The 15,564-nt window shown below is 71.6% G+C and carries 12 protein-coding genes; 9 read left to right on the forward strand and 3 right to left on the reverse strand.

Annotation, left to right across the window (positions count from 1 at the left end; genetic code table 11):
* Positions 1-4 precede the first annotated feature (4 nt).
* The 3 genes from ACP4IX_RS24390 to ACP4IX_RS24400 all read left to right on the forward strand — a co-directional run bounded on the left by ACP4IX_RS24390 (position 5) and on the right by ACP4IX_RS24400 (position 1,414).
* Positions 5-601 (forward strand): hypothetical protein, encoded by a 597-nt coding sequence (locus ACP4IX_RS24390; protein ID WP_426526334.1) that lies wholly within the window; start codon positions 5-7, stop codon positions 599-601.
* Positions 602-801: 200 nt separating this feature from the next.
* Positions 802-1,011: a hypothetical protein gene (locus ACP4IX_RS24395; protein WP_426556610.1), complete on the forward strand. Its 210-nt coding sequence runs from the start codon at positions 802-804 to the stop codon at positions 1,009-1,011.
* A 208-nt stretch (positions 1,012-1,219) separates the two neighbouring features.
* Positions 1,220-1,414, forward strand: coding sequence for a DUF6191 domain-containing protein (locus ACP4IX_RS24400; protein WP_426526340.1), 195 nt, complete (start codon positions 1,220-1,222; stop codon positions 1,412-1,414).
* Between the two features lie 10 nt (positions 1,415-1,424).
* Here ACP4IX_RS24400 and ACP4IX_RS24405 read toward each other — a convergent pair whose 3' ends face one another.
* A complete protein-coding gene (locus tag ACP4IX_RS24405) occupies positions 1,425-2,594 on the reverse strand; it encodes a PQQ-dependent sugar dehydrogenase (RefSeq protein WP_426556611.1) in 1,170 nt (389 codons plus the stop codon).
* A 97-nt stretch (positions 2,595-2,691) separates the two neighbouring features.
* Positions 2,692-3,690 (reverse strand): aldo/keto reductase, encoded by a 999-nt coding sequence (locus ACP4IX_RS24410; RefSeq protein WP_426526344.1) that lies wholly within the window; start codon positions 3,688-3,690, stop codon positions 2,692-2,694.
* 76 nt (positions 3,691-3,766) lie between these two features.
* Here ACP4IX_RS24410 and ACP4IX_RS24415 point away from each other — a divergent pair, with 76 nt between their 5' ends.
* The 6 genes from ACP4IX_RS24415 (at position 3,767) to serA (ending at position 13,891) form a co-directional block, all read left to right on the forward strand.
* Complete coding sequence (locus ACP4IX_RS24415; RefSeq protein WP_426526346.1) at positions 3,767-4,708, forward strand: 2-hydroxyacid dehydrogenase; 942 nt, start codon at positions 3,767-3,769, stop codon at positions 4,706-4,708.
* Between the two features lie 434 nt (positions 4,709-5,142).
* Positions 5,143-8,271 (forward strand): putative bifunctional diguanylate cyclase/phosphodiesterase, encoded by a 3,129-nt coding sequence (locus tag ACP4IX_RS24420; RefSeq protein WP_426526348.1) that lies wholly within the window; start codon positions 5,143-5,145, stop codon positions 8,269-8,271.
* 241 nt (positions 8,272-8,512) lie between these two features.
* Positions 8,513-10,372 (forward strand): acetolactate synthase large subunit, encoded by a 1,860-nt coding sequence (locus ACP4IX_RS24425; RefSeq protein ID WP_426556612.1) that lies wholly within the window; start codon positions 8,513-8,515, stop codon positions 10,370-10,372.
* 21 nt (positions 10,373-10,393) lie between these two features.
* Positions 10,394-10,918: an acetolactate synthase small subunit gene (ilvN, locus tag ACP4IX_RS24430; RefSeq protein ID WP_239763114.1), complete on the forward strand. Its 525-nt coding sequence runs from the start codon at positions 10,394-10,396 to the stop codon at positions 10,916-10,918.
* A 117-nt stretch (positions 10,919-11,035) separates the two neighbouring features.
* Positions 11,036-12,034: a ketol-acid reductoisomerase gene (gene ilvC / locus ACP4IX_RS24435; protein ID WP_426526353.1), complete on the forward strand. Its 999-nt coding sequence runs from the start codon at positions 11,036-11,038 to the stop codon at positions 12,032-12,034.
* A gap of 267 nt (positions 12,035-12,301) precedes the next feature.
* Entirely contained in the window at positions 12,302-13,891 is a 1,590-nt protein-coding gene (gene serA / locus ACP4IX_RS24440) for a phosphoglycerate dehydrogenase (RefSeq protein ID WP_426526355.1), read from the forward strand.
* Between the two features lie 59 nt (positions 13,892-13,950).
* Here serA and ACP4IX_RS24445 read toward each other — a convergent pair whose 3' ends face one another.
* Positions 13,951-15,498, reverse strand: coding sequence for an MFS transporter (locus ACP4IX_RS24445; RefSeq protein ID WP_426556613.1), 1,548 nt, complete (start codon positions 15,496-15,498; stop codon positions 13,951-13,953).
* Between the last annotated feature and the right edge of the window lie 66 nt (positions 15,499-15,564).

Genomic DNA, 15,564 nt, shown 5'->3' on the forward strand with positions numbered 1-15,564 from the left:
AGACATGGGAACGAAGACAGTGGACGAGACCGGCGTGAAGACCGACAAGGACAAGACGGACGAGGCCACGGAGTCTCCTGAGAACACCGGGGCCGAGACCGTCGCGGCCGAGACCCCGGACGGCGCCGGCACCGCGGACCTCGGCACCGCGGACCTCGACGACGCGGCCATCGACGAGGCCGGGACCGGCGCCGGGAGCCACGGCGCCACCGGCGTCGGACAGGGCGCGGGCGCCGTCGTCTCCGCGGGGCTCGGCATCGTGTCCCTGACGGGGAGCTGGGTCGGCACCGTCGCCTCCGCTCGCGAGTCGGTCTTCGGACAACTGGAGACGACCGCGTCCTCGAACGTCCAGACCATGCTCGAGAAGGGATACGGCGAGGCCTGGCAGGCCACCGCGTTCTGGGGCGGCGTCTTCGCCCTGGTCGCGCTGATCGTCGGCGTCGTGGTCCTGGTCCGGCCCGCGTTCGGCGTACCCGGCCGGCCGCAGGCCGCGTGGATCAAGTCGGTCTCCTGGGCCGGTGTCGCGCTGGGCGTGATCGGTCTGATCCTGGCCGTGCTCAAGTACACCAACGTGATGCTGGACGTGCCGTCCGTGGGGTGATGCCTCCCCCGCCCCTGAGGGGTCTCGGGGCAGCCGGCGTTCCTCACGCGCCGCCCTGGGGCCCCTCACGCACGTCCGAGGCCCCGTCCTCCGCCCGAAGACGCGGGAACGTGCCCGATGTGGCGGACCCGCCCGGGAGAAGAAGGCTGAGGCACCGCAGCAAGCGAAGCGGATACCGGCCTCTCACCGAGGGGCACACCATGTTCGTGCACGAGCTCCAGCAGACCCGTTCCGCCGGACTGATCCGCCGCGCCGACCGGGCCAGGCCGGCCCGCGAGGCCGTCCGCGCCCGCCGCGCCGCTCGCCGGGAAGCCCGCCGCGCCGCTCGCCGGGAAGCCCGCCGCGGCGCCGCCCCGGTGGAGAGCCATACGTCCCGGTTCCGCCGGCACCGGTTCGCCCGGGCCGCGTGAGCGGGGACGACCGGGGAGGACCGGGGAGGGCTGCCGCACGGCCGCTCTCCCCGTCGCCGTCGAGCACGCACGTCGTGGCCGAGCTCGGCGTCTCCGGCCGCGGCGAGGCGGCGGCCCACCCGCTGGCGCTGTTCCCGGACGAACGGATCACCTCCCGTTCCGCGGAGTGAGGCTTACGCTGGACGGGACGCCGACGGACGGAGGCTTTGTGTTCAACGCATTCGAGGAACTCTTCTCCCCGGGCAGTAAACACACCCGCGACGAGCAGAACCGACTGGAACTGACCCGCGAGGACGTCGGCGACGGCACCCCGAGCCACGGCCCGATAGACCTCACCTCGGGCAAGGTCGTCGTCCACCTGCCGCGGCCCAAGGAGGCGGAGACCATCACCGAGGACGAGTGACGGCGGGCGCCTACGTCACCTCCAGCTCCAGGATCCGGTCGTCGCCGTCCTTCGCGCCGCCCCGGCCGTCCGTGTTGCTGGTCACGAGCCACAGCTTGCCGTCGCCCGCCGGGACCACCGTGCGCAGCCGGCCGTACTCGCCCTCCAGGAACGCCTGCGGGTCGGCCGCGGTCTGCGTGCCCTTCAGCGGGACACGCCACAGCCGCTCGCCGCGCAGGCCCGCCATCCACACGGAACCCTCGGCGTGGGCGATGCCGCTGGGCGAGGCCTCGTCGGTGCTCCACTGGGCGAGCGGGTCGTGGAACTCCGACCCCCCGGAGTCGCCCTCCGCCTCCGGCCAGCCGTAGTTGTCGCCCGGCTTGATCGCGTTCAGCTCGTCCCAGGCCTTCTGCCCGAACTCCGCCGCGAACAGCCGCTGCTTGTCGTCCCAGGCCAGCCCCTGCACGTTCCGGTGGCCGTACGAGTAGACGGCGGAGTCGGGGAAGGGGTTGCCGGGCGCCGGGTCGCCGTCCGGTGTCATCCGCAGGATCTTCCCGCCGAGGGACTCCTTGTCCTGGGACAGGCCCGTGTCACCGCTCTCGCCCGTGCCCGCGTAGAGCATCCCGTCGGGTCCGAACGCGATCCGGCCGCCGTTGTGGACGACACCCTTGGGGATGCCCCGGAAGACCGTGTCCGGCGCGCCCAGCTGCTCACCGGACGGCTTCTTCTCGTCGTACCGCATGCGCACGATGCGGTTGTCCGACGCCGAGGTGAAGTACGCGTAGATCATCCGGTCCGACGCGTAGTCGGGGGAGAGGGCGATGCCGAGGAGGCCGCCCTCGCCGGACGGCGCCACCCCGGGCACCTCGCCCAGCTCCGTCTTCTTGCCCGTCTCCTCGTCGACCAGGGTGACCGTCGCCTCGTCACGGGAGGAGACCAGCAGGTCACCGCCCGGCAACGGGGCCAGCCCCCAGGGACTCGTCAGCCCCGTGGCGACCGTACGGACCACCTTCACGGAGCCCTTCGCGGGCGGCGTCTCCTCGGCGGCGGAACCCGAGGGCGACGACTGCGCCGCCGTACGGCTCGGGGCGGTACTCGCGTCCGCGCCCGACGGCTCTCCGTCGTCGGAGGAGCAGCCGGCCGCCAGGAGCAGGGCGGCGGCGGTCAACACGGCCGACGCGGCTCGACGTTGCACGATCATGGTCCCTTCGACGCGGCGGGTTCTCCCCTGTCATACACCGCACGCGCCCTCGCGAGTTCCCGATCGCCGCATTCCGAACCCGGCGATCACCCGCGCGTCACTCCCACGACCCCTGCGCCGCCGGCAGCCCACGCACCTCGGCCAGGTCCCGCTCGGTCAGCCGCAGCCGGGCCGCGCCGGCGTTCTCGGCCACCCAGCGCTCCCGCTTGCTGCCCGGCACCGGCACCACGTGCCGGCCCTGCGCGAGAACCCATGCCAGCGCCACCTGCGCCGGTGTGACCCCGTCCCCGTGCCGGGCCGCGATCCGGCGCAGACCGGCCACGATCGGCTGGTTGGCGGCCATCATCTCGGCGGTGAAGCGGGGGTGCCGGGCGCGCAGGTCCTCCGGCTCGAAGCCCTGTCCGGGCGTCAGCGTGCCGGTCAGGAAGCCGTTGCCGAGCGGCATCGCGGCGAGGAAACCGACGCCGCGCGAAACGCACCACGGCAGCAGCGTCCGCAGAGCCTCCGGCGACCACACCGACAGCTCGGCCTGCACCGCGCTCACCGGGAAGACCTGCTGCACCCGCTCCAGCTGCCGGATCGTCGCGTCGTGCAGCCGCGCACCCGGCCGCCGGGCCGACCGCGCACCGACCGCGCAGAGCCCGAGCGCCCGCACCTTCCCGGCCCGGACCAGCTCCGCCATCGCACCCCAGGTCTCCTCGACGGGTATCTCCGGGTCGGCACGGTGCAGTTGGTAGAGGTCGATGACGTCCGTCTGCAGCCGGCGCAGCGAGGCGTCGCAGGCACGTTTCACGTAGCCGGGGCGGCCGTTGGCCACGATGTGCTGATCGCCCACCAGCAGACCGACCTTGGTCGACACGAAGGCCTCGGACCGCCGCTCCCTCAACACCCGCCCCAGCAGCAGCTCGTTGGTGAACGGGCCGTACATGTCCGCCGTGTCCAGCAGGGAAGCACCCAGGTCGAGGGCCCGGTGCACCGCCCTGACCGACTCCTCGCCGCGCTGCCGCGACGCGCTGTACGCCCAGTTCATCGGCATGCACCCCAGTCCGACGGCCCCCACCGCGAGTGCCGTCGCGCCGATCGTCCTGCGCTCCACCTGGTCGTGACCCTCCCTCGTCAGGCCACCCAACCTAACCTCTGCCCTTCCACGCTCCTGACGTAGCCTCCCGACCATGACTCCTGACGTGTGGCTGCCCATCCCGCCGGACGAGATCGAGGGCCTCCCCGAGGGCCCCGCCTACCACCACTGGAACGGCGAGGAGTCGTTCCCCGCCGATCCGGCCGACTGCGCGTACTACGTCGTCCCCTACATGAAGCCCAGCGGGATCGGCGTACGCCCGCTGCCGCGGATGCGCTCCGTCCAGGTCGTCCAGACCCTCTCCGCCGGCATCGACCACGTGGAGCCCGGACTGAAGCACCTGCCCGCGGGCGTACGGCTGTGCAACGCGCGCGGCGTGCACGAGGCCAGCACCGCGGAACTCGCCCTCGCCCTGATCCTGGCGTCGCTGCGCGGCATCCCCGACTTCGTCCGGGCCCAGGACCGGGGCGAGTGGCTCGGCGGGTTCCGGCCGGCGCTCGCCGACCGGAAGGTGCTCGTCGTCGGGTACGGCTCGATCGGTGCCGCGATCGAGGACCGGCTCGTGCCGTTCGAGGTCGCGCCGGTGGTGCGCGTCGCGCGCTCCGCCCGCACCACGGCGCGCGGCCCGGTGCACCCGCTCACCGCACTCCCCGCCCTGCTGCCGGATGCCGACGTCGTCGTCCTCTCCACACCGCTCACCGAAGCCACCCGTGGCATGGTCGACGCGGAGTTCCTGGCCCGGATGAAGGACGGCGCCCTGCTCGTCAACGTCGCGCGCGGCCCCGTCGTCGACACGAAGGCGTTGCTCGCCGAACTGGAGAGCGGGCGCCTCACCGCCGCCCTCGACGTGACCGACCCCGAGCCGCTGCCGCCCGGCCATCCCCTGTGGCAGGCTCCGGGCATACTCGTCAGCCCGCACGCAGGGGGGCCGACCTCCGCCTTCCTGCCCCGCGCCAAGCGGCTGCTGGTGGACCAGTTGAGCCGTTTCGTGAACCGGGAGCCGCTGCGCAACGTGATTCTGACGACGGGCGCGTAATCCGTTTCAGGTACCCTCCGCGACTCCCCGGATGCGCAGGGTACGCGCATATCCGTCGACCGTCACGGAGCGTAGAGAGCCTATGTCCCTGAGTGACGAGACTGGTGTATCGTCCGACAGGGGATGCGCCGCGCACCGTTCGGCGCCGGGGATGGACATCTCAGACTGTGAGGGGGGCGACGGGCGATGCACGGCCGATGGACGAACGACCCGACGCGGCGGAGCCGCCGCCGACGACCCTGGCGCACGACCACCACGAGCGCGAGCGCGGCCGCGACCACGGCCGTGCGCAGACGCGGTCAGGACGGCAGTCCCGCCGGCCACGACGGTCGGCACGGCCCTCACCGGCGTCGGCAGAGCGGGCACGGGAGACGGCCTCACCCGGTGCGGCGGGGCCCGGGGAATGCGGGAGCGGCGAGGACCGGGAGGTCCCGGTGAGTCCGCCACCCCCCGTGTCCACCCTGGACGGAGCACTGCGGACGCAGTCCTCCCCCGGGCCGTCGCTGCCCCGGTCGTCGGCCGCCGCCTGCGGACCGAACCTCGTCCGCCAGCTCGTACTGGCCCTGGTCTGCGCGGGATACGCCGTCGGCTCCGCGTTCGGCTGGGGTTCGGACCACGTCGCCAAGATCATGGGTGACTTCGGGCTGGGCGCCGCCGCGGCCACCGCCGCCGTCTCCTGCTTCCTCTACGCCCGCGGGCGTAGCGTCCGCTTTCGGCCGGCTTGGCTGCTGTTCGCCCTCTCCTCGGCGATGGCGGCCCTGGGCAACGTGGTCTGGGGGTGGTACGAGGTCGTCCTGCGCCAGCCCGTGCCCACCCCCAGTTACGCGGACCTGTTCTTCCTGTGCTTCGCTCCGCCCGCCATCGTGGGGCTGCTGGTGCTGGCCAAACGGCCGGTGACGAAGGCCGGCTGGATCTGCCTGGGCCTCGACGCCTGGCTGATCGGCGGTTCGCTGCTGACTCTGGCGTGGAGCCTGGCGCTCGCCCAGGCGGCGAAGGCCGGCGGCGGGTCCAGTGTGGCGCACTCCGCGCTCTCGGTGGCGTACCCGCTGCTCGACATCGCACTGGTCAGCATGGTGCTCGCGCTGCACTTCAGGCGATCGCCCGTCTGCCGGTCGGCCGTCAACACGGCGATCTGCGCGCTCGCCCTGACGGTGATGTGCGACGCCCTGTTCACCTCGCCGCTGCTGCACAACAGTTACCGCTCCGGTCAACTGCTCGACGCGGGCTGGTTCGCGGGCTCGCTGCTGCTCGCGTACGCCCCCTGGGCGGCGTCCCGGCGCGGGCTGCCGATGGCCGAGGAGGGTGCCGACGGGCACCCGGGCGTGACGCGCGAGGACGTACCCGCACCGCGCGGCACCGTCGGCCAGGAGACCTCCGTGGCCATGGCCGGGCCCGTACCGGGACCCGGACCGGTGGGCGAGCGCGGCCGCTATCCGGCGGCCCGGCCCATCGCCGGGTCGCTGGCCGCGCTCACGCCGTACCTGGCCGCCGCGGTCTGCACCCTGGGCATCCTCTACAACGTCCTCAACGGCCGCAGCGTCGACCGTGTGGTGCTGCTGACCGGCGGCACCGTGGTGCTCGCGCTCGTCGTGCGCCAGGGCATCATGCTGCTCGACAACATCACCCTCACCCAGGAACTGGCCCAGAAGGAGAACCACTTCCGGTCCCTGGTGCAGGGGTCCAGCGACGTCATCATGATCGCCGCGCCCAACGGCATCCTCCGCTACGTCTCCCCGGCCGCCGCCGGGGTCTACGGAAGCCCCGCCGAGGAGCTCGTGGGCAGCGAGCTGGCCGGTCTCATCCACCCGGAGGACCTCGGCTGCGTGGTGCACGAGGTGCGCCGGTTCCTCGCCGCGAGCCCGGTCGAGGAACCCACCACGCGCATCGAGTGCCGCTTCCGCTCGGGGGGCGGCGGCTGGCTCAACGTCGAGTCCACCGTCAACCGCCACCACGGGGGCCTGATCTTCAACAGCCGGGACGTGACCGAGAGAGTGCGCCTCCAGGCGCAGCTCCAGCACAACGCCGAACACGACCCGCTGACCGACCTGCCCAACCGCGCCCTGTTCACCCGGCGCGTCCAGCAGGCCCTGTCCGGCCGCCGTGCCTCCGACCGCGGTGCCGCCCTGCGCGGCACGGCCGTGCTCTTCATCGACCTCGACGGCTTCAAGGCGGTCAACGACACCATCGGGCACCAGGCCGGCGACGAGCTGCTCGTGCAGGCCGCCCGCAGGCTCCACGAGGCCGTCCGCAAGGGGGACACCGCCTCCCGGCTGGGCGGCGACGAGTTCGCGGCCCTGATCGTCGGGGACGGAGCCCGGGACCGTGCCGCCCGCGAGAAGCACATCGTGGAACTGGCCGACCGGCTCCGGATGACCCTCTCGCAGCCCTACCTCATCGACGGCAACGACGTCCGGGTCAACGCCTCCATCGGGGTCGCCTTCGCCGAACCGGGCCTGGGCGCGGGCGAACTGCTGCGCAACGCCGACCTCGCCATGTACCGCGCCAAGGCGGCCGGCAAGGGGCGCGTCGAGCTGTACCGGCCGCAGATGCAGCAGGACGTCGTCCGCAAGGCCGAGCTGGCCACGCGCCTGCGCGCCGCGCTGCACGACGGCGAGTTCGCGCTGCTGCACCAGCCGGTGGTCTCCCTGACGGACGGCCGGATCACGTCCGTCTGCGCCCAGGCGCGCTGGCGCTCCTCGCAGGGGGTGCTCTTCACCCCCGCCGAGTTCCTGCGGGTGGCCGAGGGCAGCGACAAGACCGCCGAACTGGACCGCTGGGTGCTCGAGGAGGCCGTGGAACAGGCCGCCGAACGCGCGGGCGCCGGACTGCCGGTGGCCGTGGCCGTACGCATCGGAGCCCGCCGGCTGCTGGACCGGTCCATGCCGCTGGGTTCCGTGGAGGCCCTGCTGACCCGACACGGGCTTCCTCCTGGTTCCCTTGTGGTCGAGCTGTCGGACATCGACCCACGGGTCGGACTGGACGAGCTGGACCGTCGGCTGAACGCCCTGCGGAGGGTGGGCGTCCGCGTCGCCCTGGACGGCTTCGGGAGCGGTTACGCGGCCATCACCGCGCTGCGGCGACTCCCCGTGGACGTCCTCAAGCTCGACCGCGGCCTGGTCGAGGGCGTGGTGGAGTCGGCGCGACTGCACAAGATCACCAGTGGTCTGCTGCGCATCGCCACCGACCTCGGGCTGAAGTCCGTGGCCGACGGGGTGGACCTGCCCGAGCAGATCGTCGCCCTGCGCGCGATGGGCTGCACACACGGGCAGGGCATGGCGTTCTCCGGGCCGCTGGACGAGTACCGGCTGCGCAGAGCGCTCGGGACCGGCCACTACCCGGTGCCGCACGGGCCCGCCGAACCGGCCTTCGCGCGCGGTGCCGCGGGAGTGTACGCGAAGGGCGTGGGCACGGGAGGCGCAGGGGTCGGTACGGGCGTCGGCCCCGGCATCGGCAACGCCGCCGCCGGGCAGATCGTCGGCGGTGTCGCCCCCGGACTGCCCGCGGTCCTGGGTGGTGGCACGGCCCTCCGCTCACATGATGAGACTCCCGTCCCACCCACTTGACAGTGGGTGCGTGCCGGGGGGAGGGTCAGTGCCATGCGCACCCGAATTCTCGTACTTGGAAAGCGCGTCGGCTGAGCTGGTGATGTCCGGACCGACCCGGACGTCCAGCGCCCCACACCCGACGCGCTCCCCTCGCTTGCCTATGGCACGAGGGGTTTTTTGTTGCACAGGCACCTGCCGAGCAGCAGCCGCACGTCGCACAAACCTCGCATAAACCCTCAGCATCGAGAAGAGAATGCCGATGACCGAGCAGGCCACCGGGGCCCATCACCCGCAGCCCCGGCCCCGATCCGGAGGACAGTCCGCCCCCGAGCACGTCACGGGTGCGCAGTCCCTCATCCGCTCCCTCGAGGAGGTCGGGGTCGACACGGTATTCGGCATTCCCGGCGGCACCATCCTCCCGGCGTACGACCCGTTGATGGACTCCACCCGGGTGCGCCACGTCCTGGTCCGCCACGAGCAGGGCGCCGGCCACGCGGCCACCGGCTACGCGCAGGCCACCGGCAAGGTGGGCGTCTGCATGGCGACCTCCGGCCCCGGCGCCACCAACCTGGTCACCCCGATCGCCGACGCGCACATGGACTCCGTGCCGCTGGTCGCGATCACCGGCCAGGTGGTGTCCTCCGCGATCGGCACGGACGCCTTCCAGGAGGCGGACATCGTCGGCATCACCATGCCGGTCACCAAGCACAGCTTCCTCGTCACCAAGGCCGAGGACATCCCCCGGGTGATCGCGCAGGCGTTCCACATCGCCTCCACCGGCCGCCCCGGTCCGGTCCTGGTCGACATCCCCAAGGACATCCTCCAGAAGAAGACCACCTTCTCCTGGCCCCCGGTCATGGACCTGCCCGGCTACCGCCCGGTCACCAAGCCGCACGCCAAGCAGATCCGCGAGGCCGCCAAGCTGATCACCGCCGCCAAGCGGCCGGTCCTGTACGTCGGCGGCGGCGTCCTCAAGGCGAAGGCCACCGCCGAGCTGAAGGTCCTCGCCGAGCTCACCGGAGCGCCCGTCACCACCACCCTGATGGCGCTCGGCGCGTTCCCCGACAGCCACCCGCTGCACGTGGGGATGCCGGGCATGCACGGTTCGGTCACCGCCGTCACCGCGCTGCAGAAGGCCGACCTGATCGTCGCCCTCGGAGCCCGCTTCGACGACCGCGTCACCGGCAAGCTGGACAGCTTCGCCCCGTACGCCAAGATCGTCCACGCCGACGTCGACCCGGCCGAGATCGGCAAGAACCGCGCCGCCGACGTGCCGATCGTCGGCGACGCCCGCGAGGTCATCGCCGACCTCGTGCAGGCCGTCCAGAAGGAGCACGGTGAGGGCGGCACGGGCGAGGCCGCCGCGTCGAGGTATGCGGCCTGGTGGAAGGACCTCAGCCGCTGGCGCGACACCTACCCCCTCGGCTACGACCAGCCGGAGGACGGTTCCCTCTCCCCGCAGGCGGTCATCGAGCGCATCGGACGGCTCGCGCCCGAGGGCACGGTCTTCGCCGCCGGCGTCGGCCAGCACCAGATGTGGGCCGCGCACTTCGTCCAGTACGAGCAGCCCGCCACCTGGCTGAACTCCGGCGGCGCCGGGACCATGGGCTACGCCGTCCCGGCCGCCATGGGCGCCAAGGCGGGCGTCCCCGACCGCACCGTCTGGGCGATCGACGGCGACGGCTGCTTCCAGATGACCAACCAGGAACTGACCACCTGCGCCCTGAACAACATCCCGATCAAGGTCGCCGTCATCAACAACGGCGCCCTCGGGATGGTCCGCCAGTGGCAGACCCTGTTCTACAACCAGCGGTACTCCAACACCGTGCTGCACTCCGGCCCCGACGACGTCAACCCGGAGGCCCGCGGCACCCGCGTCCCCGACTTCGTGAAGCTGTCGGAGGCCATGGGCTGCTACGCCATCCGCTGCGAGGACCCGGCCGACCTCGACAAGGTCATCGAGGAGGCCAACTCCATCAACGACCGCCCGGTCGTCGTGGACTTCATCGTCCACGAGGACGCGATGGTCTGGCCGATGGTCGCCGCCGGCACCTCCAACGACGAGATCATGGCCGCCCGGGACGTCCGCCCCGACTTCGGCGACAACGAAGACGACTGAGCGAGAGAGACCGAAGAGACCATGTCCAAGCACACGCTCTCCGTCCTGGTGGAGAACACCCCCGGCGTCCTGGCGCGGATCACCGCCCTCTTCTCCCGCCGCGGCTTCAACATCGACTCCCTCGCCGTCGGCGTCACCGAGCACCCCGACATCTCCCGCATCACCATCGTGGTGAGCGTCGAGGACTTCCCGCTGGAGCAGGTCACCAAGCAGCTCAACAAGCTGGTGAACGTGCTCAAGATCGTCGAGCTGGAGCCGGCCCAGGCCGTCCAGCGCGAACTCGTCCTGGTGAAGGTGCGCTCCGACAACGAGACGCGTTCCCAGATCGTCGAGATCGTCCAGCTCTTCCGCGCCAAGACCGTCGACGTCTCCCCGGAGGCCGTCACCATCGAGGCCACCGGCAGCAGCGACAAGCTGTCCGCCATGCTCAAGATGCTGGAACCGTACGGCATCAAGGAACTCGTCCAGTCCGGCACGATCGCCATCGGCCGCGGCGCCCGTTCGATCACGGACCGCTCGCTGCGCGCACTCGACCGGTCCGCCTAACGACGGAAACGGGCGGCCGGTGGGAATTCCTGCCGCCCGTATTCCGAGACCCCGAAACTTCCTTCCGCCCACCGGCATACGGTGGGACGCAACACCTGCACACAAGGAGAGAACCCAGTGGCCGAGCTGTTCTACGACGCCGACGCCGACCTGTCCATCATCCAGGGCCGCAAGGTCGCGGTCATCGGGTACGGCAGCCAGGGCCACGCCCACGCCCTGTCGCTGCGCGACTCCGGCGTCGACGTGCGCGTCGGTCTGCACGAGGGCTCCAAGTCCAAGACCAAGGCCGAGGAGCAGGGCCTGCGCGTGGTGAGCCCGTCCGAGGCGGCCGCCGAGGCCGACGTCATCATGATCCTCGTCCCGGACCCGATCCAGGCCCAGGTCTACGAGGAGCACATCAAGGACAACCTGAAGGACGGCGACGCCCTGTTCTTCGGCCACGGCCTGAACATCCGCTACGGCTTCATCAAGCCCCCGGCCGGTGTGGACGTCTGCATGGTCGCGCCGAAGGGCCCGGGCCACCTGGTGCGCCGCCAGTACGAGGAGGGCCGCGGCGTTCCCTGCATCGCCGCCGTCGAGCAGGACGCCACGGGCAACGGCTTCGCGCTGGCCCTGTCGTACGCGAAGGGCATCGGCGGCACCCGCGCCGGCGTCATCAAGACGACCTTCACCGAGGAGACCGAGACCGACCTGTTCGGTGAGCAGGCCGTCCTCTGCGGTGGCACCGCGGCGCTGGTCAAGGCGGGCTTCGAGACCCTGACCGAGGCCGGCTACCAGCCGGAGATCGCCTACTTCGAGTGCCTCCACGAGCTGAAGCTGATCGTGGACCTCATGTACGAGGGCGGCCTGGAGAAGATGCGCTGGTCGATCTCCGAGACCGCCGAGTGGGGCGACTACGTCACCGGCCCGCGGATCATCACCGACGCCACCAAGGCCGAGATGAAGAAGGTCCTCGCCGAGATCCAGGACGGCACGTTCGCCAAGAACTGGATGGACGAGTACCACGGCGGTCTGAAGAAGTACAACGAGTACAAGCAGCAGGACTCCGAGCACCTCCTGGAGACCACCGGCAAGGAGCTGCGCAAGCTCATGAGCTGGGTCGACGAGGAGGCGTAAGCCCTCACGGCCGAGGGGGCCGGAGCACACCGCTCCGGCCCCCTCGGCGAACCCCGGGTAACGTCGTGGGGGCGGCGTTGTCCAACCCGTCCGGCCACGGACGGGTGATCCTTCCGCCAAGGCGCAGGACGACCTCCGCCACGCCACTAGACTGCTGACAACATACGCGTCAGGCCCACAGCGTCGTGCGTCTTCCACGCGGCCACCAACCCTCCACCGCATGCGGCCGTCGGGACGGCCGTCCGCATTGGACTTGTGAGGACTCACGTGAGCTCGAAACCCGTCGTACTCATCGCTGAAGAGCTGTCGCCCGCGACCGTGGACGCGCTCGGCCCCGACTTCGAGATCCGCCAGTGCAACGGCGCGGACCGGGCCGAGCTGCTCCCCGCCATCGCCGACGTGGACGCGATCCTGGTCCGCTCCGCGACCAAGGTCGACGCCGAGGCCATCGCCGCCGCGAAGAAGCTCAAGGTCGTCGCCCGCGCCGGTGTCGGCCTGGACAACGTGGACGTCGCCGCGTCCACCAAGGCCGGCGTGATGGTGGTCAACGCCCCGACCTCCAACATCGTGACCGCCGCCGAGCTCGCCTGCGGTCTGCTCGTCGCCACCGCCCGCAACATCCCGCAGGCCAACGCCGCGCTGAAGAACGGCGAGTGGAAGCGCAGCAAGTACACCGGTGTCGAACTGGCCGAGAAGACCCTCGGCGTCGTGGGCCTGGGCCGCATCGGCGCCCTCGTCGCGCAGCGCATGTCGGCCTTCGGCATGAAGGTCGTCGCCTACGACCCCTACGTGCAGCCCGCGCGGGCCGCGCAGATGGGCGTCAAGGTGCTGTCGCTGGACGAGCTGCTCGAGGTCTCCGACTTCATCACCGTCCACCTGCCCAAGACCCCCGAGACCCTCGGCCTGATCGGCGACGAGGCGCTGCGCAAGGTCAAGCCGAGCGTCCGCATCGTCAACGCCGCGCGCGGCGGCATCGTCGACGAGGAGGCGCTGTACTCGGCGCTGAAGGAGGGCCGGGTCGCCGGCGCCGGCCTCGACGTGTACGCCAAGGAGCCCTGCACCGACTCGCCGCTGTTCGAGTTCGACCAGGTCGTCTGCACCCCGCACCTCGGCGCCTCCACCGACGAGGCCCAGGAGAAGGCCGGCATCGCGGTGGCCAAGTCGGTCCGCCTCGCCCTCGCCGGTGAGCTGGTCCCCGACGCGGTCAACGTCCAGGGCGGGGTCATCGCCGAGGACGTCAAGCCGGGCCTGCCGCTCGCCGAGCGCCTCGGCCGCATCTTCACCGCGCTCGCCGGCGAGGTCGCCGTCCGTCTCGACGTCGAGGTCTACGGCGAGATCACCCAGCACGACGTGAAGGTGCTGGAGCTCTCCGCCCTCAAGGGCGTCTTCGAGGACGTCGTCGACGAGACCGTGTCGTACGTCAACGCCCCGCTGTTCGCCCAGGAGCGCGGCGTCGAGGTCCGGCTGACCACCAGCTCGGAGTCCCCGGAGCACCGCAACGTCGTCACCGTGCGCGGCACCCTGCAGGACGGCGAGGAGGTGTCGGTCTCCGGCACGCTGGCCGGCCCGAAGCACCTCCAGAAGCTCGTCGCCGTCGGCGAGTACGACGTCGACCTCACCCTCGCCGACCACATGGTCGTCCTGCGCTACGAGGACCGCCCCGGCGTCGTCGGCACCGTCGGCCGCGTCATCGGCGAGGCCGGCATCAACATCGCCGGCATGCAGGTCGCCCGTGCGACGGTCGGCGGCGAGGCGCTGGCCGTGCTGACCGTCGACGACACGGTGCCCGCCGGGGTGCTCGCCGAGGTCTCGGCGGAGATCGGGGCGACGTCGGCCCGGTCGGTGAACCTGGTCTGAGTGACCTTCTCCGGGGGCTGCCGCCCCCGGACCCCCGTTCGCCCCGAACGGGCTCGGCCTCACACGCCGGACGGGCTGGGACGTCCAGCCTGTCCGGCGTCTTGTGTACACGTCTCCTCGCGCACCCGGACCTTCCGCAGCGTCACCGACGCCACAACCGCCGCACCGGCGAGCACCACCGCGCCCGCGACCGCCGCCGCGTGCATTCCACCGGTGAACGCCTCCCGTGCCGCGGTGGCCAGGGCGTCTCCCGCGCGCCCCGGCAACTGCCCGGCGACGGCCAGCGCGCCGCCCAGCGTCTCGTGTGCCGCCTCCGGAGCGGAGTCCGGCATCTCCTGCCGGTAGACAGCCGTACCGATGGAACCGAGCACCGCCATCCCCAGCGCCCCGCCGAACTCGGCGCCGGTCTCCATGAGGGAGGACGCGGAGCCCGCCCGCTCCACCGGAGCGGCGCTCAGCGCGAGGTCCATGATCTGGGACATCACCATGGTGACGCCCGAGGCGAGGATCCCGGCGGCCACCAGCCCCAGCGCGAGCGCGTCCGTGTCCACCAGCGTCAGCAGGGCGTAGCCGCAAGCGGCGAGGGCGAAGCCCGCCGACACCACGTGGGCACGGTTGACGCCCTTCTGCACCAGGTGGGCCGCGAGCGGGGCCGCGAAGCCGATCGGCACCGAGGGCAGCAGCGCCCACAGGGCCGCCTCCAGCGCGCTCTTGCCCACGACCGACTGGATGTACTGCGCGGTGAAGAACGCCGAGCCCATCATCGCGAACATCGTCACCAGGTTGAGGACGACGGCCGGGGCGAAACCGCGCGCGCGGAAGAGGGCGGGGGAGACCATCGGCGAGGCGGTGGTCCGCTGCCGGTGCACGAACAGCGCCGCGAACAGCAGACCCACGGTCACCGCCATGACGTACCGGACGTTCCAGCCCTCGGCCGAGATCTCCTTGAGGCCGTAGACCACCGGGAGCACCGCGGCCATCGACAGCGGAACGCTCACCCAGTCGAAGCGCCCCGGCGCCGGGTCCTTCGACTCGGGCAGCAGGAGCGGCCCGAGGATCAGGAGCAGGGCCATCGCCGGCAGGTTCACCAGGAAGACCGAACCCCACCAGAAGAACTCCACCAGCACCCCGCTCAGCACCGAGCCGAGCGCCACGCCGGCCGTCATCACGCCGGACCAGATCGCGATGGCCTGCGCCCGCTGGGCGGAGTCGGTGAACAGGGAGCGGACCAGGGCCAGCGTCGAGGGCATCAGCGTCGCGCCGCCGATGCCGAGCAGCGCGCGGGCCGCGATGAGCATCCCGGCGCTGTCCGCGTACGCCGCGGCCAGCGAGGCGGCGCCGAAGGCCGCGGCGCCGATCAGCAGCAGCCTGCGGCGGCCGATGCGGTCACCGACCGACCCCATGGTGATCAGCAGGCCGGCCACGGCGAAGGCGTAGACGTCGAAGATCCACAGTTGCTGGGTGCCGCTCGGCGCGAGGTCGGCGTTGATCGCCGGGACCGCGAAGTACAGGACCGACACGTCCATGGAGACGAGCAGCAGCGGAAGCATCAGCACGGCGAGCGCGGTCCATGCGCGGCGGCCGGCACGGGACGGGGTGGGTGTCATGCGAGCGACTATACGGATGTATAAGACGTTCGTCTATGACAGTTGTATAGGACGCTCGTATGGACC

Origin of the sequence: Streptomyces sp. WG5, from assembly GCF_049974565.1 — a bacterium.
In the GTDB taxonomy this organism is placed as follows: Bacteria; Actinomycetota; Actinomycetes; order Streptomycetales; family Streptomycetaceae; genus Streptomyces.